The organism is Telmatospirillum sp. J64-1 (assembly GCF_006980715.1).
Taxonomy (GTDB): Bacteria; Pseudomonadota; Alphaproteobacteria; order Rhodospirillales; family Magnetospirillaceae; genus Oleiliquidispirillum; species Oleiliquidispirillum nitrogeniifigens.
In genome coordinates, this window is record NZ_SBHN01000001.1 from 20,043 (window position 1) to 42,085 (window position 22,043).

Annotated in this window: 21 protein-coding genes; 16 read left to right on the plus strand and 5 right to left on the minus strand. The window is 61.0% G+C overall.

What is annotated here, in order from left to right; all coding sequences use genetic code 11:
- Positions 1 to 4: 4 nt before the first annotated feature.
- Positions 5 to 895 (plus strand): LysR substrate-binding domain-containing protein, encoded by an 891-nt coding sequence (locus tag EPD66_RS00100; RefSeq protein WP_142846066.1) that lies wholly within the window; start codon positions 5 to 7, stop codon positions 893 to 895.
- Between the two features lie 19 nt (positions 896 to 914).
- Here the strand turns inward: EPD66_RS00100 and EPD66_RS00105 are convergent, their stop codons facing one another.
- The gene (locus EPD66_RS00105) at positions 915 to 2,492 is read right to left on the minus strand and encodes an MFS transporter (protein ID WP_142846068.1); all 1,578 of its coding nucleotides are present in this window, start codon (positions 2,490 to 2,492) and stop codon (positions 915 to 917) included.
- 85 nt (positions 2,493 to 2,577) lie between these two features.
- Between EPD66_RS00105 and EPD66_RS00110 the strand changes: the two genes are divergently transcribed.
- Complete coding sequence (locus EPD66_RS00110) at positions 2,578 to 3,384, plus strand: helix-turn-helix transcriptional regulator (protein ID WP_142846071.1); 807 nt, start codon at positions 2,578 to 2,580, stop codon at positions 3,382 to 3,384.
- A gap of 131 nt (positions 3,385 to 3,515) precedes the next feature.
- On the opposite strand, the gene pdxA is transcribed toward EPD66_RS00110, so the two are convergent.
- Entirely contained in the window at positions 3,516 to 4,514 is a 999-nt protein-coding gene (gene pdxA, locus EPD66_RS00115; protein WP_142846073.1) for a 4-hydroxythreonine-4-phosphate dehydrogenase PdxA, read from the minus strand.
- Positions 4,515 to 4,821: 307 nt separating this feature from the next.
- On the opposite strand from pdxA, the gene EPD66_RS00120 reads away from it, so the two are divergent.
- Both EPD66_RS00120 and EPD66_RS00125 read left to right on the plus strand, forming a co-directional pair.
- Positions 4,822 to 5,916: a four-carbon acid sugar kinase family protein gene (locus tag EPD66_RS00120; protein WP_185961177.1), complete on the plus strand. Its 1,095-nt coding sequence runs from the start codon at positions 4,822 to 4,824 to the stop codon at positions 5,914 to 5,916.
- A 7-nt stretch (positions 5,917 to 5,923) separates the two neighbouring features.
- Positions 5,924 to 6,661, plus strand: a complete 738-nt coding sequence (locus tag EPD66_RS00125; RefSeq protein WP_142846817.1) for a FadR/GntR family transcriptional regulator — start codon at positions 5,924 to 5,926, stop codon at positions 6,659 to 6,661.
- Positions 6,662 to 6,758: 97 nt separating this feature from the next.
- On the opposite strand, the gene EPD66_RS00130 is transcribed toward EPD66_RS00125, so the two are convergent.
- On the minus strand, positions 6,759 to 7,889 hold the full coding sequence (locus EPD66_RS00130; protein ID WP_142846077.1) for an iron-containing alcohol dehydrogenase: 1,131 nt from the start codon (positions 7,887 to 7,889) through the stop codon (positions 6,759 to 6,761).
- 685 nt (positions 7,890 to 8,574) lie between these two features.
- Here EPD66_RS00130 and EPD66_RS00135 point away from each other — a divergent pair.
- The 10 genes from EPD66_RS00135 to larB all read left to right on the plus strand — a co-directional run bounded on the left by EPD66_RS00135 (position 8,575) and on the right by larB (position 17,954).
- On the plus strand, positions 8,575 to 8,781 hold the full coding sequence (locus EPD66_RS00135; RefSeq protein WP_142846079.1) for a hypothetical protein: 207 nt from the start codon (positions 8,575 to 8,577) through the stop codon (positions 8,779 to 8,781).
- A complete protein-coding gene (locus EPD66_RS00140; RefSeq protein WP_142846081.1) occupies positions 8,774 to 9,220 on the plus strand; it encodes a tripartite tricarboxylate transporter TctB family protein in 447 nt (148 codons plus the stop codon). The genes EPD66_RS00135 and EPD66_RS00140 overlap by 8 nt, the downstream gene beginning before the upstream one ends.
- Before the next feature lie 53 nt (positions 9,221 to 9,273).
- Positions 9,274 to 10,251 carry a tripartite tricarboxylate transporter substrate binding protein gene (locus EPD66_RS00145; RefSeq protein WP_142846083.1) on the plus strand — a complete coding sequence of 326 codons (978 nt, stop codon included), beginning with the start codon at positions 9,274 to 9,276 and terminating at the stop codon, positions 10,249 to 10,251.
- Positions 10,252 to 10,428: 177 nt separating this feature from the next.
- Positions 10,429 to 11,910 (plus strand): tripartite tricarboxylate transporter permease, encoded by a 1,482-nt coding sequence (locus EPD66_RS00150; RefSeq protein WP_142846085.1) that lies wholly within the window; start codon positions 10,429 to 10,431, stop codon positions 11,908 to 11,910.
- 90 nt (positions 11,911 to 12,000) lie between these two features.
- A complete protein-coding gene (locus EPD66_RS00155) occupies positions 12,001 to 12,891 on the plus strand; it encodes a dihydrodipicolinate synthase family protein (RefSeq protein WP_255448308.1) in 891 nt (296 codons plus the stop codon).
- Between the two features lie 65 nt (positions 12,892 to 12,956).
- Positions 12,957 to 13,922: a phosphoglycerate dehydrogenase gene (locus EPD66_RS00160; protein ID WP_142846093.1), complete on the plus strand. Its 966-nt coding sequence runs from the start codon at positions 12,957 to 12,959 to the stop codon at positions 13,920 to 13,922.
- A 28-nt stretch (positions 13,923 to 13,950) separates the two neighbouring features.
- Entirely contained in the window at positions 13,951 to 15,273 is a 1,323-nt protein-coding gene (locus tag EPD66_RS00165) for a DUF362 domain-containing protein (protein ID WP_185961178.1), read from the plus strand.
- 22 nt (positions 15,274 to 15,295) lie between these two features.
- Positions 15,296 to 16,504 carry a LarC family nickel insertion protein gene (locus tag EPD66_RS00170; protein ID WP_142846097.1) on the plus strand — a complete coding sequence of 403 codons (1,209 nt, stop codon included), beginning with the start codon at positions 15,296 to 15,298 and terminating at the stop codon, positions 16,502 to 16,504.
- Positions 16,501 to 17,301, plus strand: a complete 801-nt coding sequence (locus EPD66_RS00175) for an adenine nucleotide alpha hydrolase (protein ID WP_142846099.1) — start codon at positions 16,501 to 16,503, stop codon at positions 17,299 to 17,301. The genes EPD66_RS00170 and EPD66_RS00175 overlap by 4 nt, the downstream gene beginning before the upstream one ends.
- Positions 17,301 to 17,954: a nickel pincer cofactor biosynthesis protein LarB gene (larB, locus tag EPD66_RS00180; protein ID WP_142846101.1), complete on the plus strand. Its 654-nt coding sequence runs from the start codon at positions 17,301 to 17,303 to the stop codon at positions 17,952 to 17,954. The genes EPD66_RS00175 and larB overlap by 1 nt, the downstream gene beginning before the upstream one ends.
- 8 nt (positions 17,955 to 17,962) lie before the next feature.
- On the opposite strand, the gene EPD66_RS00185 is transcribed toward larB, so the two are convergent.
- Together EPD66_RS00185 and EPD66_RS00190 are read right to left on the minus strand one after the other, a co-directional pair.
- Positions 17,963 to 18,403 (minus strand): PACE efflux transporter, encoded by a 441-nt coding sequence (locus EPD66_RS00185; RefSeq protein WP_142846103.1) that lies wholly within the window; start codon positions 18,401 to 18,403, stop codon positions 17,963 to 17,965.
- A 222-nt stretch (positions 18,404 to 18,625) separates the two neighbouring features.
- Positions 18,626 to 19,192: a LuxR C-terminal-related transcriptional regulator gene (locus EPD66_RS00190; RefSeq protein WP_142846105.1), complete on the minus strand. Its 567-nt coding sequence runs from the start codon at positions 19,190 to 19,192 to the stop codon at positions 18,626 to 18,628.
- A 154-nt stretch (positions 19,193 to 19,346) separates the two neighbouring features.
- On the opposite strand from EPD66_RS00190, the gene EPD66_RS00195 reads away from it, so the two are divergent.
- The gene (locus tag EPD66_RS00195) at positions 19,347 to 20,522 is read left to right on the plus strand and encodes a thiolase domain-containing protein (RefSeq protein WP_142846107.1); all 1,176 of its coding nucleotides are present in this window, start codon (positions 19,347 to 19,349) and stop codon (positions 20,520 to 20,522) included.
- Between the two features lie 6 nt (positions 20,523 to 20,528).
- A complete protein-coding gene (locus EPD66_RS00200) occupies positions 20,529 to 22,025 on the plus strand; it encodes a class I adenylate-forming enzyme family protein (protein ID WP_142846109.1) in 1,497 nt (498 codons plus the stop codon).
- The last annotated feature ends 18 nt before the right edge of the window (positions 22,026 to 22,043 follow it).

A 22,043-nucleotide genomic window follows, 5' to 3' on the forward strand; every position in this document is an offset into this window, starting at 1 on the left:
GACGATGCGCCGGTTACCGCCCCTGCACGCCCTGCGCGCCTTTGAAGCCGCCGCCCGGCACCTGAATTTCGCGCGAGCTGCCGAGGAATTGCACCTGACCCCGACGGCGATCAGCCATCAGGTCCGCCAGCTCGAAGCGATTCTGAAGGTTCAGCTTTTCCGCCGTTTCCCAAGGCCGCTCCGCCTCTCGCCGGAAGGCGAGGCGCTCTATCCGGTATTACGCGACGCCCTTGACCGTATCGCGGCGGCGGTCGGGGACATCGCGGCGGCGCAAGGAACCCGGCCTCTTTCGATATCGGTGACGATGGCCTTCGCCAGCCGCTGGCTGACTCCGCGTTTGCCGAGGATTCGCGCGGAAACCGGCCTTGAACTCATCATCGAGGCTGGGGACATGCCGGTGGATCTGCGGGGGGCCGATATCGATATGGCGATCCGCTATGCCGCCGCACCGGAACCCTCCGCCAAATGGTGCCGCCTGTTCGAGGACCGGATCGTGCCGGTTTGTGCCCCCGGCCTTGTGGACCGGCACGAAGCGGAGACAGGGCCGGGCCGGATGATCAGGCTGCCGCTCATCCACTACCGCTGGAAATCGAAATCGGAGGCCGCGCCGAGCTGGGAACGCTGGTTCTCCCGGGCGGCGGAAGACGTGCGGCAAGTTCCCATCGCGCAGACCTTCTCGGAAGAGGTTCATGCCATCGACGCCGCGATCGCAGGACAAGGCGTGGTTCTTGCCTCCGAATTCCTCGTATCCGATTTCCTTGCTCGCGGCGATCTCGTGCGGATGTCGGAGGTCGCCTTGCCCGGTCTGACATTCTGGGCCGTCTTCCTGACCTCCAATCCCCGGTCCGACGACCTTTTGCGTTTCGTCGCCTGGCTGCGCGAGCAGGGCAGGTAGAGTGTAAGCGACGGCGGGTTCACTGTTCTTCGTGCGCATGCTCTGGCCTGCCCACATGCCGGAGCGCCCTTGCGGCGAGGATGGCAAGAAACGCAACGCCGACAGCGCAGAAGAAGGCAGCATTGTTGAAGCCTGCGGTGAAGGCGGATTGTGCCTCTTCGATCACGCCGGGGGGCAAGTCCGACGCTGCCGCCGAGGCTGCCCAAAGGCTATCGCTAAGAGCTTCATGCATGTCCATGGGAAGGTCTTCCGGTACCCGATCCTGTATCATGCGGCGATAGACAGTGGTCGTCAGGCTGCCGAGCACGGCGATGCCAAGCGATGCGCCCAGATCCTGCACGGTTTCGGACATGGCCGAAGCCGATCCTGCCTTCTCGGGCGGTGCCGATCCGACCACGAGGTCCGTGCCAAGCGCGGCGATGGTGCCGAGGCCGAGATAGATCAGGGCGAAGCCGGTGACGATCATGGCGAGGCTGGCGGCATCGCGCCCCACTTGCGTAAGCACCAGATAGCCCACGACTGACAGGACAAGCGCGCCGGCAACCACGAAGCCGGGCCGGATCTGCCGGGCAAGAAGGGGCGATGCGATCCCTGCTGCGACCATGGCCAGGGCAGGGGGGCCCATCCACAGGCCCGCGATGAGCGGGCTGAAACCGGCCACCAGTTGAAGATATTGCGTGACAAGAAGCATAGTGCCGCCCACGGCGACCAAGCTGAAAAGAAGAACGACGAGTGCGACGCGGAAGGCTTTGTTGGCGAAAAGACTCATATCGAGCAGGGGGTCGGCAAGACGCCGCTGCCTTCGCACGAAGATAAGGGAAAATACGATGCCGAGCGCGATTGCGCTCACTGCATCGAGAACGAAGCCGTTCTTTGCGATCTGCTTGATGCCGTAGATCACGGGCAACATGGCGGCCAGCGATAGTGTGACGCTGAGAAGGTCGAGCCTTCTGCTGTGCGGGGCGCGGTATTCCGGTAACAGGACGGGCGCGAGTACAAGCAGCAGGCCGACGATCGGCACGGCGATGAGGAAAGCGGCACCCCACCAGAAATGTTCCAGCAGCAAGCCGCCCACGACGGGCCCCATAGCCATGCCGAGCGCGAACATCGTCGCCCAGATGCCGAATCCCAGGGCGCGTTGGCGCGGATCGGTAAAGAGGTTGCTGATGAGTGCCAGCGTCGAGGGCATCAATGTCGCACCAGCCACCCCCAGCGCGGTTCGTGCCGCAATCAGCATGATGGCGCTTTGCGAGAAGGCGGCAATCACCGAGGCGACGGCAAAGGCGGTTGCGCCGATCATGAGAAGCCTGCGCCGGCCAATGCGGTCGCCGAGCGTTCCCATGGTGATGAGGAAACCGGCGATCATGAAGCCATAGGCATCCATGATCCAAAGCGCCTGGGTGCTCGTCGGCTGCAGATCGGCTGCCAGCGCCGGCAAGGCAAGATGCAGAAGCGTAAGATCGAGCCCGAGCAGGATCGTCGGTAGGGCCAGCAGTGCCAGTCCCAGCCATTCGCGCAACCCTGCTGCCCCGGCAGAGGGCGGTTCGGAGAGTGTATGGGAAAGGGAGGGGATATCGCTGTCGCACTGAGAATTCATGTCGCCTCCTTGTTGGAAGCGGATTTTCAGGGCGCGGTAAAACCATTACAATGTAAGAAATTATCCTATTACTAAGAGTAACGCTGTGCCAGGACGAACTCTCGAACGTACGCGGAGTGAGCTTTCGGACTTCCTGAGGCATCACAGGAAGAAGCTCACGCCCGCCGATGTCGGCCTTCCCACGACGGGCCGTCGTCGTACGTCGGGATTACGGCGCGAGGAGGTGGCCGCACTCGCAGGCGTTGGGCTCACCTGGTACACCTGGTTCGAGCAGGGCCGGGATATCCAGGTTTCCGAATCCTTCCTGCTGAATGTCGCGAAGGCTCTAAGGCTCGACGATGCCGAATGCTGTCATCTTTTCCTGCTGGCGCACAGGCGGCCGCCTCCTGTGGAGGCTTATCATTGGCCCTCCGTCAGTCCCTTGATTCAGCAATTGCTGGACGATCTTGTCGCCCGTCCTGCCTATGTCATCAATCTGCGCTGGGATGTCGTGGCATGGAATGCCGCCGCTGATCGTCTTCTGGACTTGTCAGGATATGCCCAGGCCGATCGCAATCTCATGCGCATGATTTTTACCGATCCCAGGTTTCGGCGCCGCCTGCCTGCCTGGCGTGAAGAGGCGCCCAGGTTGCTGGCACAGTTCCGCTGCGATTTGGCGGCGGCACCGGAAAATCCGGCTCTGCTGTCGCTGATCGACGACCTGAAAAGCCTGTCTCCCGACTTCCGGGTCTGGTTCGACCGGCCGAATGCGGAAAGCTACAGCAGGGGCATCGATGCCATGTTCGATGCGGAGGGGATGAGGCTGGATTTCATCCATGAGACGCTGATCGTCGACGACCATCGTCATCTTACGATGGTCGTTTACTTCAAGAAGCAAGAAGCCGCCCTCTGAGCTTGGGCCGTCGGCAGCGGGGCACAGTTCCCGTTTCATGAGAAACGGGTGTTTTCCCATGTATGCCGCCGTTCAGGGTGGAGAACAGCGGCATGCATGAACGCTGGCCGAAAGGCTCCGTCAGTCAGAGCCTATTCCGGCCGTGCAGGGGCAAGGTCGATCGCCTGGCGCAGGGCTTCAAGCAGGCTGCGTTCGTCGGCGATGGCTTTGCCGGCAATGTCGAAAGCGGTGCCGTGATCGACCGAAGTGCGGATCACGGGAAGCCCGACGGTGATGTTGACGCCTGCTTCCAGCCCTAGAACCTTCACGGGGCCGTGGCCCTGGTCGTGATACATGGCGACGACCAGGTCAAAGTCCCCGCGACCGGCACGGAAGAACAGGGTGTCGGCGGGCAGGGGGCCCTCGACATTCCATCCTTTCGCCCGGCAGGCCGCGATGGCCGGTTCGATTTTCTCGGCTTCTTCCCCCTGTCCGAACAGGCCGTTTTCCCCGGCATGAGGATTAATGCCGCAGACGGCGATGCGCGGATCGGTGATGCCGGCTTTCGCAAGGGTGGCATGGCCGCGAGCAATGGTTCTCTCGACGAGGCCGGGCTCGATTCGCTTGATGGCATCGATCAGGCCGATATGCGTCGTCACATGGATGACCCGCATCTTCGGCGTGGTCAGCATCATCGAGACTTCCGGCGTTCCCGTCAAATGGGCGAGCAGTTCCGTATGGCCGGGATATTTATGGCCGCCGGCATGGAGCGCTTCTTTGTTGAGCGGGGCGGTACATAGAGCATCGACGCGTTGGGCAACGGCCAATTCGGTTGCGCAGCGGATGTACTGGAAGGCGGCGTCTCCGGCCACGGCGGACAATTGTCCCCATTTCAAGTCATCGGGTATCAGATTCAGGTCGATGCAATCGACTATCCCGGCCCGATAGTGCCCATCCTCGGGACAGTCGAGGCGATTGATCGGCAGGTTGACGCCGACAATCTCTCCCGCCTTCTGCAGCCGGCGGGCATCGCCAATCACGAGCGGACGGCACTGCTCATAGAGGGGAGCGTGGGCCAGGCTCTTCATGATGATTTCAGGACCAATGCCAGCGGCATCACCCATGGTGATTGCGATGATGGGTCGAGCCATGTTGCCTACTTCTCCTCGCTCAACATTCGCTGTCTCCGTCATTGCGGGCAGCTTCACTTGGAAGAGTCCCTGTGTGAAAGTTTGCGGTAAATTTGTCAACTATTTTTGCGGAAGAGGATGGGCGCAAGGCGTTGAGGATGATGAGAAACCCATAAAAATCACGGAATTCTTGGTGCGTCCTTAGCTGTCCCTCATGGCGAGGTCGGTTTAAACAAGTTTACTTTTGTGGCGTGGATTGATCATGTATGCTTCCGCTCAAGGGAAGGGATGCGGGCCCTACGCGAGAACGCACGAGAACGAGGAAAGAATGGTGAAGTTGCTGATCGTTGCCGACGATCTGACCGGGGCGCTTGATTCCTCGGTGCCTTTCGCGGAAAGGGGGCTGCGGGTGCTTGTCGCGTTGCGGCCCGACGGGATTGCCGAGGCGATGCGGCAGGAGCCGGATATCCTTGCAGTCAGCACAGGCTCGAGGGAAGCGTCACCCGAAGCGGCAAGAGGAAGTGTCGAGGCGGTCTTGTCCCAACTGCCGGGCATTCAGCCCGGGCTGCTCTTCAAGAAGATCGATTCCCGTCTGAAAGGGCGGCTTCGGGAAGAAATGGAGCCGTTCGTGGCTCTCGGTTTCGAGCAGGCGGTCATTTCTCCCGCTATTCCAGGCCTGGGCCGTTACGTGCAAGACGGCCATCTGGTCGGGGCAGGGGTCGACAGGCCGATTTCCGTGCAGGCCGCCTTCGGGGCGCTTGGATGCCGGATGATCGTGGAGGATGTCGGTTCCGACGAGGATCTGGACGCCCTGGCGGCGCGCGAGGGAAGGAATATATTGTTCGTGGGCGCGCGTGGATTGGCTTCGGCGATGGCCAGGAGAATGCTCCCTTCCGGCGTTGCCCGGCGTCCTGATATTCAAGCGCCGCTTCTGTTTGCTATCGGTTCCCGCGATCCTATTACTCTCAGGCAGGTCGAGAGGTTACGAAGCATAACTGGCCCAGGAATGAAGTTTCATGAAGCGCCGAACGGTAATATCATGGGAATCAATGGGTTGGGGAGAGACAGCCGGGTGATCCAGATCGCCCCGGCAGAGCTTCAGGAAGCGGGCGATATAGTCGGAGCACGGTTCGGAAAGGAAGTGGCGCGTCTTGTCGCGGCCGAGCCGGGGCGGGCGCTTTTCGCTTGCGGGGGGGAAACCGCCCATACGGTTCTTTCCGAACTTGGGGTGGGGATTCTCGAGGTGCAGGGGGAGGTTTTCCCCGGTGTTCCCGTATCCAGCTTCCGCCTGCAGGGGCAGGCCGGACAGGTGATAACAAAATCGGGTGGTTTTGGGAGTGAAATGATATTAGTCGATTTGGTTCAGCTTGCGGGGATGCGGCAGCTGTCATTGCAAGGCGCGATTAAGCAAGGAATGGAATGAGGTGAGCATGTCTCCGGAGGGCGCATCGCCGCAGACAGAGAAAGCCAAGGGGCGCAGTTCTCTGTCGGATAGGATTTATCATCTTCTGTTCAGCCGGATCTCGAGTGGCAGCTATCCCCCCAACCAGAAGCTGCCTACCGAGAATGCCTTGGCGCAGGAATTCGGGGTGTCGCGTCCAGTCTTGCGCCTGGCGATGGACCGCTTGCGGTCGGAGGGGCTCATCTATTCCCGCCAGGGCGCGGGCAGCTTCGTGCGGGCCCAGCCGAATTCCACCCTGGGCTTCGCCAAGGTGGAAACGATTGCCGATATTCAGCGCTGCTATGAATTCCGTCTGACGATCGAGCCGGAAGCCGCTTATTACGCGGCCTTGCGCAGAAGCCCGGCAATATTGAACGAGATGCAGGAGGTCCTCGAACTGCTGAGCGCGGCGACAGGGAACCTTACCCACCGGGAAGACGCGGATTACGCCTTTCACATCGCGATCACCCGGGCCGGCAACAATCACTATTATGAAGCCGCCATGCGCGCCTTGCGGGACCATATCCATGTCGGCATGAAAATGCATGGCCAGTCCCTGATGAGCGAAGCCCAGGTGGGGCTGGAGCGGGTTTTCCGCGAGCATGTGGCGATTTTCGAAGCAATCCGCGACAAGGATGCCGAACGGGCGCGGGAACTAATGCGCAATCATATCATCAGTTCGCGGGATCGCCTTTTCGAGGGGCGGCTGTTGGACTTGTCCCTGTAATCCCCCTCAGGCCGCCGGCTTTATCGACTTACCGGCGGCCCGGAGATGCCGTTTTGCTGACACGGCTATCGCCTGGAACGGCCGAAGGAAAATCCCCTCAGAACGCCGTCTCGTAGATCTCCAGAATGTCATTCCGCGAGATTTCACGCGGATTGTTATCAAGCAAGCGGCGGATGGCGAAAGCTTCATCGGCCATCATGCTCAGATCCTCTTTTGCCACATTGTAGCCGGACAGAGTCATCTGCAAGCCGATGCTTTTGCAGAAGTCATATGCTTGGCGGAAGACCTGTTCTTGATCCTCGGTTTCCTCGAGGCCAAGCGCGGTGCAGACCTGCCTGGTCTTGAGCCCGCATGCAGGGGCGTTGAAGGCGAGGGTATGGGGAAAAATCAAGGCATTCGCGGCGCCATGGGCGATCTTGTAACGGGTGCCCAGAGGATAGGCCACGGCATGTCCCGCCGTTGTGTTCACGGGACCCAGGCAAATGCCGCCGTAGAAAGATCCCAATGCCAGCCCTGACCGGGCCTCGATATCCTCACCATCGGCGATTGCCCGCTTGAGATACCGGCCGATCAGTTTGATCCCTTCCAGGGCGTAGGCGTCGATGATGGGGTGGGCTTTCTTGCTGGTCAGGGCCTCGACGCAATGCGCCAAGGCATCGACCCCGGTTGCCGCGGTGACAATACCGGGAACCGACACCGTAAGCAGCGGATCGATGATGGCGATGTCCGCCAGCATATGGCGGCTTTCGACCGCGATTTTATTGAGGGTGTCGGGATCGGTCACAAGGGCGCGCGTGCCTGCTTCGCTGCCGGTACCCGCAGTTGTCGGAACCTGGATGAGGAGGCAGCGGCGCTTGGGGGCGTTCTCCTTGCCGGCGATATCCCGGATGGCAAGCTGGTTGTCGGCCAGTACCGCTGCAAGTTTGGCGCAGTCCATCGCGCTGCCGCCGCCGAAACCGACAATGGCATCCGGGCGGAAGCGCCGTGCCTCGGAAACGAGTTGCTCCAGATTGGTGACATCGGGTTCCGGCTGAATGGTGCCGAAAACCGCAGGCGCTTCGGCAAGACCCAGCACATCTATCCTGGTCGCGTTGAAGGCGTCACTGACCACCAGGACGCGGCGGCATCCGGCTTCGGTCAGGCAGGCTTGCAGTGTCTCGATTTGACGAAACCCAAAGAGGACCTTGGCCGGGCGCAGCATCTCGATGGCGGCGGAAAGTTGATTCATAAGCATGGCAACCTTTCGTGAGTGCCACCCCTGCCGTAACCGTCACTGCGGGAGCCTCTGTGGGCTCGATCGGCGCAAGAGGTGGAATTTACATATTGTCTTATCCGGATTCCCGCCGAGAAACGGGCCTCCCCTCTCCGTGACAAATTATATTATTGATTTTAAATGATAAATTATCGGTGGGGGAGGGTTGTGCATTTGCTTTCCCTTCAGATTGATAGGCATAACCGAAAATATGTCAACTGAATTGCGGGAGGGTCTCATTTCCTGCTGGAAGGGAGATGTGGAGGGTTGGGGAGGAAGGGGGCATGGGGAAGAAAGGGAGGTAGCCTTTTTTGATTCTCTCTAAACAATTGATATATAAGGGAATAACAGAGGTCTGCGCCTCTGCGTGACAGCTGTTTGGAAGGGGGGAAGTCCGGAGGTCCTTCCATCAGGAGAATGAAAGTGGCCGGAACAACTTTCCAGATGGTAAGTGATAATTTTATTCTTTAATATCAATTGGTTATCTGTGAAGTTGGCTTAAGAAGGCATAAAAATTGTGTCACATAGTTGACAAATGTCAAAGCTGGCGGCAATGTCCTAACCAAGCAAGAACGTTGCGGTCGAAAATCGTGCGCTGTCACGGCTGCCGCAGCTCGATATGAGTGCGCATCCGCATTCGCCGTCCTTGGGAGGGGCATGTATGCGTTTTGAGGCTGTTCAGGCCGTGGCGCAGGGCTGCAAGTCTACGAGACTCGCAGAATCCTTCGGTGCCGAGCTTGCTGATACGCTTTGGCGTATAGGCGAAGGGGAGTGTTCCCTGGATGTGGTCGAGCCTGGTTCATCCCATGAAGCAGCGGCGAAAAATCCACCTTTTCTCCAGCCCATGAAAGAGGCCAGCAATGGTTAAGAAAGGCGCCGATTTCTGGATCTCCATCGGCTTGTTGGCCTTTTGCGCTTTCGCGGCATGGCGGACATCCTTGCTGCCGTCGATGGGTACGGGAACGCAAGCCGGGCCGACATTCTTTCCCTGGCTGATGATCGGCGGCATGGCCCTTCTTTCCGCGGCCATGCTGGTCCGTTCCCTGGTTGCCGGTTCCACCAAGGGCGAGGGGAGCGAGATTGGCGCAAGGACATTACTGCGGATCGGTGCCTTCCTGCTGCTGATGCTCGCTTATGCCTTCAGCTTTGTTTATCTGGGATACATTGTCAGTACTGTCGCGGTTTTTATTCTTGGAATGCTCTTCCTGGGTGAGCGAAGAGTTATTTTCTTCGCTGGTATTCCTGTGGTCATTGTTCTTGTGATCTATTTTCTGTTCACAAAATTCCTGGGCGTATACCTGCCCTGAATGAAGCAATCTTGATCGACTTCCAAGAAGGTCGCTAAAGGGAGGATTGGAAGATGAGCTTTTTGAAGAAGGCCGCCGTTGCTGGCTTCGGTGCTTGCCTGATCGCCACATTCACCGGGGCGGCGAGTGCCCAGCAATTCCCGGTGCGTCCTGTGCAGGTGGTGGTTCCCTACGCCGCGGGGGGTGGCACCGATCTTTCCGCCCGTATCATGGCTGATACCATTGAAAAATATCTGGGCCAGACGATGGTGGTCCGGAATCAGCCGGGCGGTGGCGGTTCGATCGGGACCAGCGTGGTGCTGCATTCGCGGGCGGATGGCTACACGCTGGGGATGGGGGCGCAGGGGCCGCTGGCCATGCTGCCTCATTACGGCGGCATTGATTATTCCCTCGACGAAGTGGAATTCCTCGCCTTGATGGGGCGCAACCTGATGGTCATCGCCTCCTGCCGTGGCGCGCCCTTCGGCAATGCCGAAGAGTTCCTGACCCATGCCAAGGCCAATCCCGGCGCAATTCGCGTCGGCAATTCCGGTGCCGGTGGGGCGAATCACATTGCCATGGAAGGGTTTGCGTCGGCGGCGGACATCAAGGTGCGGAGCATGCCTTTCCAGGGCTCTTCGGCGGCCGTGACGGCTTGTGTCGGCGGGCATATCGATGCCGTGGTGGCCTCGCCTGCCGAAGTGCTGCCCCAGGTACAGGCAGGCAATATCAAGCCCGTGCTGGTGATGGAAGAAAGCCGCATCGAACAATTCCCCGACATGCCGACGGCGATCGAAGCCGGGGTCGATTTCACCTGGTCGTCCTGGAAGGGCATCATCGCGCCCAAGGGCCTGCCCGAAGACGTGCGCCTGAAGCTGGCGGATGCCCTGGAAAAGACTTTCCAGGACGAAACCTTCATCCAGCGCATGAACGAACTCGGTGAATTCATCGATTATCGTCCTGGTCCGGCTTATGAAGAACTCGCCCGCCGCGATTCGGGAATTGCCGAAACCGTCATCCGCGATCTCGGCATGTACGGGATGAACAAGTAAGGCCGTCGCACAAGAGGGGACAGCCGCTTCCGGCTTGTCCTGGACGTCTCGGCCTGGGCTGTCCCCTCGTTATCCTGTCGTCCCGCCTGAACGGATGCTTCCTCGGGCCCGGCCCGTTCCGGGCAGTTCCCACCATCCTGACGATAATCTCGCCAAGGACTTAAGCAGAGAACGCTGATGGATGTCCTTCAATACATAATCCCGGTATTTGCTCCTGAAGTGCTGTGGGTGATTGCCCTCGGCACCCTGGGTGGGATCGTCATCGGCGCTCTGCCAGGCTTGACCGCCACAATGGGGGTTGCCCTTCTTATTCCGCTTACTTTCGGAATGGCGCCGATCCTGGGCCTGAACATGCTCATCGGGATTTATATCGGCGGCATTTACGGCGGATGTATTTCTTCGATTCTTGTGCGGACACCAGGAACCCCATCCTCCGCCGCCACCGTCCTGGATGGTTATCCGCTGGCGCAGAAAGGGATGGCCGGCAAGGCGCTGGGCATGGCGACGATTGCCTCCTTCGTCGGTGGGCTGATCGCCGCGATCGTTCTTGCGACCTTGGCTCCGCAATTGGCGTCTCTCGCCCTTGCTTTCGGGCCTGCCGAATATTTTGCCCTCGCCTTGTTCGGTCTTGCCATCATCGCCAGTCTGTCCGGCGATCTTTTGAAAGGTGCCATTGCCGGCATGCTCGGCGTGCTGCTTTCCTGTGTGGGGGCGGACCCGATCAGTGGAGCCGCGCGTTATACTTTCGGCATTACCGGCTTTGCGTCCGGATTTTCCTTTACACCGGCGTTGATCGGTCTTTTCGCTTTGTCCGAAGTCTTCGTCCAGATCGAGAAGATGCTGAACGAACGGGTGGAGAAGCTGAAGATCTCCGGCATCTGGCCGAGCCGAAAGGACTTGCGCGAATCGACTGGTGCCATGCTGCGCGGCTCGTTTATCGGAACCATCATCGGGATCGTTCCCGGAACGGGGTCCGGCACGGCGTCCTGGATCAGCTACAACGAAGCGCGCCGTGCCTCGAAGACACCGGAAAAGTTCGGCACGGGGCACATGCCCGGCGTCGCCGCCACGGAAAGCGCCAATAACGCCGTTTGTGCCTCGGCTCTCATTCCCCTTCTGGCCTTGGGCATTCCGGGCGATGTGGTGACGGCCGTGCTGATGGGCGGCCTGATGATCCAGGGCTTGGCGCCAGGCCCCATGTTGTTCCAGGAACGTCCGGATATCATCGTCGGCATCTTCGCGGGGACCTTCATCGCGACTGTCTTCATGTTCATCTTCGGGATGCTGGGAATCCGCCTGTTCACGAAGATCCTGTCTGTTCCGAAGAACATCCTGACGATTTCGATCGTCGTCTTCTGCTTCATCGGTTCCTACGCGATCAATCTCAATGTCGCCGACCTTTACACGATGATCGGCTTCGGCGTGCTTGGTTACTTCATGCAGAAGTTCGGCTTTTCCCAGGCGGCGCTGTGCATCGCCCTCATCCTCGGCCCGATGGCGGAATCGAATCTGCGCCTGGGCCTGATGAGCGCCAATGACAATCTGGCCCTGTTCTTCTCGGGTCCGATCACCATTACCTTCATGGTCCTGACGGTTCTGTCGCTGCTGTGGCCGCTCTATCAGAACTGGAAGGCGAGAACTCGGGAACGCTCCGCCTGATACCTGAAACACAAGCGCTGCTGACTGCGGATCAGGGTGCTGATGCTGTCCTTCGCTGCGCTCTGACGCAGATAGAATATGGAGATCAATGTGAGTGACCGTCTTTCCTTCGTCGCGCTCGTAACTTGTTTCAACGACGATGAAACGATCAATTACGGCGCTGTGCGCAAGCAAGTGCGCCGTCAGGTCGAAGCCGGCAACAACATCATGTGCTGCGGCACGAATGGCGACTTCACCAGCCTGACCTTCGACGAAAAGGTTCGTCTTTGCGCCGAGGTCGTCGAGGAAGTCGATGGCGCCGCCCAGGTTCTCGTCAACGCCGGCATGCCTTCGACCTATGAAACCGTTCTGCTGGCGAAAGAATTCGAGAAGCTGGGGGTGGATGCCATTTCGGTCATCACGCCTTTCTTCATCGCCTGCACGCAGCAAGGTCTGATCAGCCATTTCGCGACGGTGGCGGACAAGGTCACGAAGCCGGTCTACATGTATGACATTCCGTCGCGGACGCAGAACCATATCGAGCCCGAAACCGCTGCGCGGCTGGCCGAACATGGCAATATCGCCGGAATCAAGGATAGCGGCGGCGGACAGGACTCGCTGGATGCCTATCTTGAAATTGCCAACAGCCGCGATGACTTCGACGTCTTCTCCGGACCGGATTCCCTGATCTATTACGCCTTGTCCAAGGGGGCGAAAGGCTGCATTTCCGGCCTCGGCAACGTCATGCCCGGCGTGCTGAGCGGTATTTGCCGCGAATACAATGCCGGGAATTTCGAGGAAGCCAAGAAGCGGCAGGACTTGTTCACGGCGCTGCGCATCGATCTTTATGCCCTGGGCTATCCGCCGGCCCTGGTCAAGCGCGCTCTTTATCTGCTGGACAATTCCGTGGGCGCCAGCCGCCAGCCGGCCCTGCTCCCGACACAGGAATTGGACGGCAAGATCATGGCTATCCTCGAAAAGCATGGATTGGTGGCGGCCTGAGCTTCCGGGGGCGCCAGTCGCCCCCGTCATGCTCGCCGCATTCAAGATTACGGAAAGACACGCGCATGGGCATCGTCGTCGTCACGACATCTCCCGGTTTTGGGACCGTTGGCCGGGTACCGGGAAAAATCAGCGAGCGCGGATGGGAATTCATCCGTTGCATCGATACCAGCCGTCCTGATGGCGGTGTCGCGGAATACCGTGAGAGGATGGACTTCCTGGTTGTCGGCCTGATTCCGGCAACCGCGGAGATGATTGCTTCGGCTCCCCGTCTGAAGGGCATCCTCAAGCACGGCGTCGGCGTGGACAATATCGACATCGCCGCAGCGACGGCGCGCAGGATTCCCGTGCTGAACGCGCCGGGAACCAATGCCAATGCCGTCGCCGAACTGGCGATCGGCAGCATGTTCTCCCTTGCCCGTCGCATCCCCATGCTGCACCGGGTGGTGACCGATGGCGGATGGCAGCGCCATGTAGGTTCGGAAATCGAAGGAAAGGTCCTGGGCGTCGTCGGCCTGGGCAATATCGGCAAGACGCTGGCCCGCAAGGGGCGCGCCCTGGGGATGCGGGTTCTGGCTTCCGACCCCTATCCGGATGTGGATTTTGCCAAGGAGCACGGTGTCGAGATCGTGGAATTGCGCGATGTCTTGGCGCAATCGGATTTCGTCTCGCTGCATGTGTTCGGCGGCAAGGACAACGCCCATCTCATCGGTGCCGAGGAAATCGCACTCATGAAGAAGACGGCTTACCTCATGAATTTTGCCCGGGGGGAAGTCGTCGATACCGAGGCCCTTTATGATGCCCTGGCGAATGACCGGCTGATGGGGGCCGCGATCGACGCCTATGTGCAGGAGCCGCCGGATCGGGCGCATCCCATCTTCTCTCATCCCCGCGTCGTTTTCACGCCGCATTCCGGTGCCGACACCACCGAGGCCGTCGAGCGCATGGGTCTGATGAATATCGCCGATATCGAGGCGATTCTCGACGGTCAGAGGCCTGCCCGGGTTCTAAATCCGGAAATTTACCGGTAACCTTTCCAAAATTCCGGAGGGAGCGCGCATGAAGCCGGGTTATGTCAAACTGGTGGAGAACGTGAATTTGCCGCGCATGGCCCTGGTGCGGCAGATGTTCGACGCCGAGGATGCGGGTGACCCGGCTCGGGCGGTGCATGAGGCGATGGCGGGGGCTGCCTGTGTCGATGCCAGCATCAAGCCGGGCATGTCGGTTGCCCTGACCGTTGGCAGTCGGGGCCTAGCCAATCTGCCGGAACTTGTTCGCGCCGTCGTGAGCGAATTGCGTGCGCGCGGCGCCGAACCCTTCATCGTTCCGTCCATGGGCAGCCATGGCGGAGCGACGGCCGAGGGGCAGCGGCAGGTGCTGCATCAATTAGGCGTGACCGAAGATTCTGCCGGCTGCCCGATCCGTTCAAGCATGGAAACGGTCGAGGTCGGCCGGCTCGAGAACGGCATGTCGGTACGCATCGACAAATTGGCCTATGAAGCCGATGGCATCGTCCTGTTCAACCGCATCAAGCCCCATAGTGCGTTTCGCGCTCGGAATGAAAGCGGTCTGGTCAAGATGCTTTCGATCGGTTTGGGCAAACAGTCCGGCGCGGACAATTGTCATGCCTGGGGCTTCAACTATGTCGGTCAGTTCATCGTCGAAATGGCTCGGGTCAAGCTGCAGACCTGCCGGGTTCTGTTCGGTGTCGGCACGCTGGAGAATGCGTATGACAGACTGTCGAAGGTGGTCGTGCTTCCGCCGGAAGGCATGATCGAGCGCGAGCGTGAATATCTTGCCGAGGCGATGCGCAACATGCCGCGTCTGCCGCTGGGGCCGCTTGATCAGCCCTTGGCTTCCGGCCCTCTGGACGTTCTGCTGGTCGATTATGTCGGCAAGGAGTTTTCCGGAAGCGGAATGGATCCGAACATTACCGGCCGCCCGTCCACCACGGCGATCAGCGGCGGCCCGTCGGTTTCCCGGATCGTCGTTCTCGATGTCACGGATAAGAGCCAGGGCAATGCCAATGGTGTGGCCCGGGCGGATGTGATTACCGACCGGTTGTTCAATCGCTTCGACCGTGAAGCCGTTTATACCAATTCCCTGACCTCCGGCGTGCTGATTGCGGCGTCTTTGCCCATGGCGATGCCCGACGACAAGACCGCCATCCAGGCTGCGGTCAAGACCTGTGAATCCCACACGCCCGATGCGATCACGATGATTCGCATCCCGAACACCCTGCATCTCGAATATCTTTATGCGTCGGAGGCATTGCTGCCGCAGCTGGCTTCCAGGCCCGGGATTAAAATCCTGTCCGAGCCTGCCCCGATGCAATTCGGCCCGGACGGGCGGCTTCTGGATCCCTGGCCTTCCGGCCATTGAGATGAAGACCTCCGCGAGAGCCATGCCGGAGCGCTATCACATTCACTTGGATGCCGTGGGCGGTGTTGCCGGGGATATGTTCGTGGCGTCGATGCTGCATGCGATGCCCGGCCTGACCCAGCGAGTCATGGCGGATATCATGGCCGTCCTGCCCCCGGGAAGCGGGCTGCCGGTGCTCAGTGAAACCCTGTCGGGCGGTATTGCCGCTCGTCACTTCCGCCTGATACAGGACAGCCATTCCCCTTCTTCAGGGGACGCGGATCATCACCATTCCCTTTCCCATCATGACGGCCTGGGCACCTATCGCGGCATGTGCGCGCGGATCCGGGACGCCAGATTGAACGAGGGGACTGCGGCCGCAGCTCTTGCCATTTTCGCCATTCTCGCCGAGGCGGAAGCCGCGATCCACCAGGTTCCCGTCGAGGATGTCCATTTCCACGAGATCGGAGACTGGGATTCCTTGATGGATGTGGTTGCCGCCGGGAGTATCGCGGCAGCCCTCCCGAGGGCTGAATGGAGCGTCTCTCCGCTGCCCTTGGGGGGCGGAATGGTGCAGACGGCCCATGGCAAATTGCCTGTTCCGGCACCGGCTACGGCTGCGATCCTGCAAGATTACCTCTGGCGCGATGATCATGTCGGTGGCGAGCGGGTGACGCCGACCGGGGCTGCGATCCTCCGCTTCCTGACCGGAGGCAAGGCGGGCGCGAAACCTACGGAAGCTGTCCTGGCCGCTACAGGATATGGGGCCGGCACTCGCCAGCTTTCCGGCATGCCGAATGTCTTGCGGAGCATGGTCTTCACCATGGCCCAGCCGGAAGATTGCTGCGAGCGGCTGGAAATGATGTCGTTCGACATCGATGACATGACCGCAGAGGAAATGGCCCAGGCCGCGGACCGGCTTCGGGGGCATCCAGGGGTGCTCGAACTGACCATGACCAGCGGTCTGGGAAAGAAAGGGCGCTTGCTGACGACCTTCCAGCTTCTTGTCCGTCCGGAAACCCTGAAAGAGGTCTCGGACGAGGTCTTTCTTCAGACATCCACCCTTGGGCTGCGCTGGCATGCGGTACAGCGCCGCAGCCTGAAAAGGGAAGCTGCAACGCGGGACGGATATCGCCTCAAGCGCGCTTTCCGGCCTGACGGAACGGTCACCGCCAAGATCGAAAGCGACGACCTTGCCAGGCTCGAAACCTTGGCCCGCAGGCGGCAACGCAGGAAAGTCCTGGAAGAATGAAATGGGCTGAGCCGTATCTCAGCAGGCTGCTGGCCTTTCTCGATGCGCAAGGTCCTCTTGCCATCGCGGTCAGCGGCGGAGTCGACAGCATGACGCTTGCATCCGTGGCGCATCGCTATGCCGCTGAAAAGCCGTTGATGATCCATGCGGTCTCTCCCGCCGTGCCGTCCTCGGCCCGTGATCTCTTGCTCGATCATGCGCAGGCGGAGGGATGGGACCTGAGTTTCCTGGATGCGGGCGAACAGGATGATTCCCGGTATAGGGCCAATCCCTATGACAGATGCTATTTCTGCAAATCCAATCTCTATGCCTCGATCCGCAAGGTCACGGCGCGGACCATCGCCTCGGGCACCAATCTCGACGATCTGGGGGATTATCGCCCCGGCTTGCAGGCGGCAAAAGAACATGGAGTCGTCCATCCCTTCGTGATGGCCGGGATCGACAAGGCCGCCATTCGTGAGATCGCGCGCCGGTTTGGCTTCAGCACCTTCTCGGAACTGCCTGCCCAGCCTTGCCTGGCCAGTCGCGTGGAAACAGGAATAAGAATCGATCCCCTGGATCTCCGCTTTGTCGACGAGGCCGAGAAAGCGGTGCGGGATCATCTCGGGGAACGGCATGTGATACGGGTGCGTTTGCGCCGGCAAGGCGTGTTCCTGGAGATTTCCTGCGCGCTTTCCGACCGGAGGAAGGAAGAGGTTGCGCAAACCATGCGGCGTCTGTGTCTTGAATATGGTCGGGTCTTCATGGCGATAGAGGACTATCGCCAAGGTGCGGCTTTCGTGGACAGGAAGGCCTGATGACGCCGGCCAAAATGGATTGGGAGCGCGTGAAGCGCACAGGGCTTCCGGAAGCCGTCTATGGAGAAGGGAAAAGCCTTTCCCAACTCGCGGCCATTCTTGCCGACGCGGCCGAGACGGGAAGACGGCTTCTGGTCACGAGGCTGACGCCCGAGCGCTTCCAGGCTTTGCCGGAGGAATTGAAGGTCCGGCTCGATTACGACGAGGAGTCGAGAACAGCCATTCTCGGAGAGGCCGTGATCGCATCTCACGGTATCGTGACGATCGTGACCGCGGGCCTTGCGGATATGCCGGTCGCCGGAGAGGTGGCCCGTACCCTGGCCTTTTCCGGGGTCGAGGCAAGATGCGTCGCGGATGTCGGCGTTGCCGGCCTGTGGCGTCTTATGGACAGCCTGTCCGAGATACGGGAGGCGGAGGTGGTGATCGCAGTGGCGGGGATGGAGGGGGCCCTCTTCAGCGTGCTCGCAGGGCTTGTCGCGGCGCCGATCATCGCCGTGCCCACCTCCGTCGGACGCGGTGTCACTGAAGGCGGGCATGTGGCCTTGCATTCCGCCTTGGGAAGCTGCGCGCCGGGATTGCTCACGGTGAACATCGACAACGGTTTCGGCGCAGCGCAGGCCGCGCTGCGCATCCTCCAAAGGGGGCGGATGTAGTCTCTCTCCTACCGTTCGACCGCTTCGGCATTCTGCCATTCCGGCAGAGGGAACAGGCGGTCATAGCTCCAGTTGAACACGAAGGCGTAGCACAGGTAGAAGAGGGCGAAGGATGCATCCATCACGAATGCCTCCCACAGGCCGATGTTCAGATACCATGCGAAGAAAGGCAGCAGGACGCCCAACAGGCCGGCTTCGAACAGGATCGCGTGGATGACGCGGATCGGCGTGGTTTTCAGCGTGCTGCCCCGGGCCCGCTGCATCGCGTGGTCGAAAAGCCAATTGTAGATGTAGTTCCAGACCGTCGCGAGCATGGCGCTTACGAGGCCCACGACACCGATATCGTGCATCGGCTTGTCGAAAGCCCATGTCGCGAGCGGGATGATGAGTGCCAGACCAATGATTTCGAAGCTGATCGCGTGACGGATGCGATCCCGTACCGTGCGCATTGCCTACTCCTGGGAAGAGTCCGGGTCGTCCCGGACAATCATCGCCCCGGCAACGGGGGGAGGTCGTCCTCGCTTGTGCCCCTCATGGACCGGCGACAGGGCATCGGGGGACGGCATTGTCCCGGTTTCACCCTGGAGGTCAAGGGTAACAATACCGTCATTGTCCACTTCTCGAGCCTCTGACGCCGGAACGCAGGGCGGCCATGGCCGGGATTGCTTCGCTCAGCGTTCCACGATCATCTTGTTCACCAGTTCGGCGGAGTTGCGGACGCCCAGCTTGCGCATGATCGAGGCGCGATGGACCTCGATGGTGCGGGGCGACAGTCCCATCATCTGGCCGATTTCCTTGCTGGTGTAGCCGTTCACGATATAGCGCGCCACTTCGCGTTCCTTGGGGGTCAGCGCGACCGTGCTGGGCGCGCGGTCCTCGATCTTCTCGAAGGTCCAGACCATCAACTGGAAGGGATCGTTGGGCGTCAGCGTGCGGCCGCGCGCGCGGGTCCAGATGATCTCGCCCGTCTTGCGCTGCATGAAGCGCTCGTCCTGATAGCGCGGGCGGCTTTCCAGCCAGCGATGCCAGCGGGCGCCGGTCTTTTCGTAATCGGCGTTGGAAGGATAGAGCACCCGGATGGACTGGCCCTCGAGGTCGAGACGGTTCCAGCCGAAAAGCAGCTCGATCTCGGTATTCGCCTTCAGGATGCGCCGGTGGGAGAGGATCATGATGCCGATCGGCGCATCCATGAAGCCGGTTAAATTCAGCACCTCGTCCGAAAGCTGCAGGTCCTCCATGGCGCTTTGCCTCCCTCTATGGCCATGCTGCATGTGCGTCTACGTATTTTATACGTAGTATTTTACGTAGAACACCGAATTGTTCGCCTTCCTATAATCAGGAAAACTATGGGGTCCCTGCAATCAGGAAGACCAACGCGAGGAAGGGCGCCCCATGCACAGCACGGCTTTCATCATCGGCAGCGGCCATACTAAGTTCGGCCGCTTGCAGGAGAATCTCGAGGAACTCATCGTCGCCGCCGCGCGCGAGGCGATTGCCGATGCCGGCATCGCGCCGGGCGACATCGACGCCGTCTTCCTGGGCAATTTCAATTCGGGCCTCGTGCCCGACGGCTTCGCCTCCTCGCTGATCCACCAAGCTCATCCCGAGTTGCGTTTCAAGCCGGCGGCGCGCTGCGAGAATGCCTGCGCCTCGGGTTCGGCGGCGGTCCATGCCGCGCTGAACCTGATGGCGGCGGGCAAGGCGCGTCATGTCCTGGTGGTCGGGGCCGAGAAGATGACCCACCGCACCACCGCCGATGTCACCACGGCCCTGGCCGGGGCGGGCTATCAGAACGATCCGGCCGAGGCGGGACTGAGCTTCCCGCAGGTCTTCGGCATCGCCGCCGAGACCTATGGCGCGCGCTATGCCTCGCCGCTGGATGCCATGGCGCGCATCGCCGCCAAGAATCATGCCAATGCGATGAAGAATCCGCTGGCGCAGATGCACAAGGAATTGCCCTACGAATTCTGCCGCGAGGCCAGCGAGAGGAATCCGCTGATCGCGCCGCCGCTGCGGCTGAGCGATTGCTCGCTGGTGACCGACGGTGCCGCCGCCATCCTGCTCAGCACCGAGGACGGCCTGGCCGCCTCGGCCGCAAAGCGTGTCCGGGTCGCCGCGGCCGAGCATGTCTCGGATTTCCTGCCCATGAGCCGACGGGATTTCATCGCCTTCGAAGGCCCCGACCGCGCCATCGCCGCCGCCTATGCCAAGGCGGGCATCACGGTGGCGGACCTCGATTTCGCCGAGGTGCATGACTGCTTCACCATCGCCGAATTGCTGATCTACGAATCCATGGGGCTGGCCGCCAAGGGCCAGGGCGCACGGGCGATTGAGGAAGGCATTGTCCTGCCCGGGGGCAAGCTGCCGGTCAACCTGTCGGGCGGGCTGAAGGCCAAGGGCCATCCGGTCGGCGCCAGCGGCGTCTCCATGCATGCGCTGGGCTTCCGCCAACTGACCGGTCAGGCGGGGGAGATGCAGCGCGCCGGGGCGGAATGGGGCCTGTGCTTCAACATGGGCGGCGCGGCCGTCGCCAATTACGCCACCCTGCTGAACGCGGATCGCGCCTGACCTGCCATGAATATCGCGATCTGGCTTCACCAAACTGCGCTCAGTTGGCCGGACAGCCCCGCCGTCTATGACGGGGACCGGCTTTACCAGACCTATGGCGCGCTGCATCAGGCCGTGTGCAACCGTGCGCGCCATCTGGCCGAGCATCACGGCATCCGGCGCGGCGACCGCGTGGCCTTCTTCTCGCAGAACCTGCCCGCCTATATCGAGGCGATGCATGCCTGCTGGTGGATCGGCGCCATCGTGGTGCCGGTGAACTACAAGCTCCATCCGCGCGAGGCGCAGTGGATCATTGAGAATGCCGAGGCGAAGCTGGTGCTGACGCAGACGGGGGATGTCTTCGCCGATATCCCCGCGATCCGCGAGGCGCGGCTCGATGATGTGCCGTTCCAGGACACACCGCTTTCGGCCCCGCTCGGGGTGGATGACCAGGACCTGGCCTGGCTGTTTTACACCTCGGGCACGACGGGACGGCCCAAGGGCGTGATGCTCAGCCACGACAACCTGCGTCACATGACGCTTTGTTATGCGCTGGATGTCGATGCCTCTTATCGCGAGGACCACGTGCTTTACGCCGCGCCGATGTCGCATGGTGCGGGGCTCTACATGTTCGCGCCGATCCGGGCGGGAGCGGCGCATGTGGTGCCCGCGTCGCGCGGCTTTAACTGCGAGGAGATCATCTCGCTGGCTGGGACCCGCGGCAATCTGGTCTTCTTTGCCGCCCCCACCATGGTGAAGCGCCTCATCGCGGCGGCGCGGGAGAGAGGCTATCGCGGCGAGGGCATCCGCACGGTGATCTATGGCGGCGGGCCGATGTATGCCTCCGACATCGACGAGGCCTTGGAAACCTTCGGGCCGCGTTTCGTGCAGATCTACGGCCAGGGCGAATCGCCGATGACCATTTCGGCCTTGTCACGCGATCTGGTCGCCGACGAGACCCATCCGCGCTGGCGGCTGCGGCGGGCTTCGGTCGGCGTGGCGCAAAGCTGCGTCACGCTGTGCATCCTGGGCCCCGAGGGAGAGGAATTGCCCCCGGGCCAGACCGGCGAGATCTGCCTGCGGGGGCCGACCGTCATGCAGGGCTATTGGCGGAACGCCGAGGCCAGCGCCGAGACCTTGCGCGGCGGCTGGTTGCATACCGGCGATCTGGGCCATCTCGACGAGGACGGTTTCCTCTACCTGACCGACCGCTCGAAGGACGTGATCATCTCGGGCGGCACGAACATCTATCCGCGCGAGGTGGAAGAGGTGCTGCTGCGCCATCCGGCGGTCTTCGAGGTGGCGGTGATCGGCGAGCCGGAACCCGAATGGGGCGAGCAGGTCGTGGCCTATGTCGTCCGCGCGGAGGGAGCCCAGGTGAAGGAGGCCGAACTCGACAGTTTCTGCCGCCAGAATATCGCCTCGTTCAAGAAGCCGAAGCGCTATGTCTTCGTCTCCAGCCTGCCGAAGAACAGTTACGGAAAGATCCTGAAGACGGAATTGCGGAACACTGTCCTGACCTGATCAATGAAATGCGCCGAG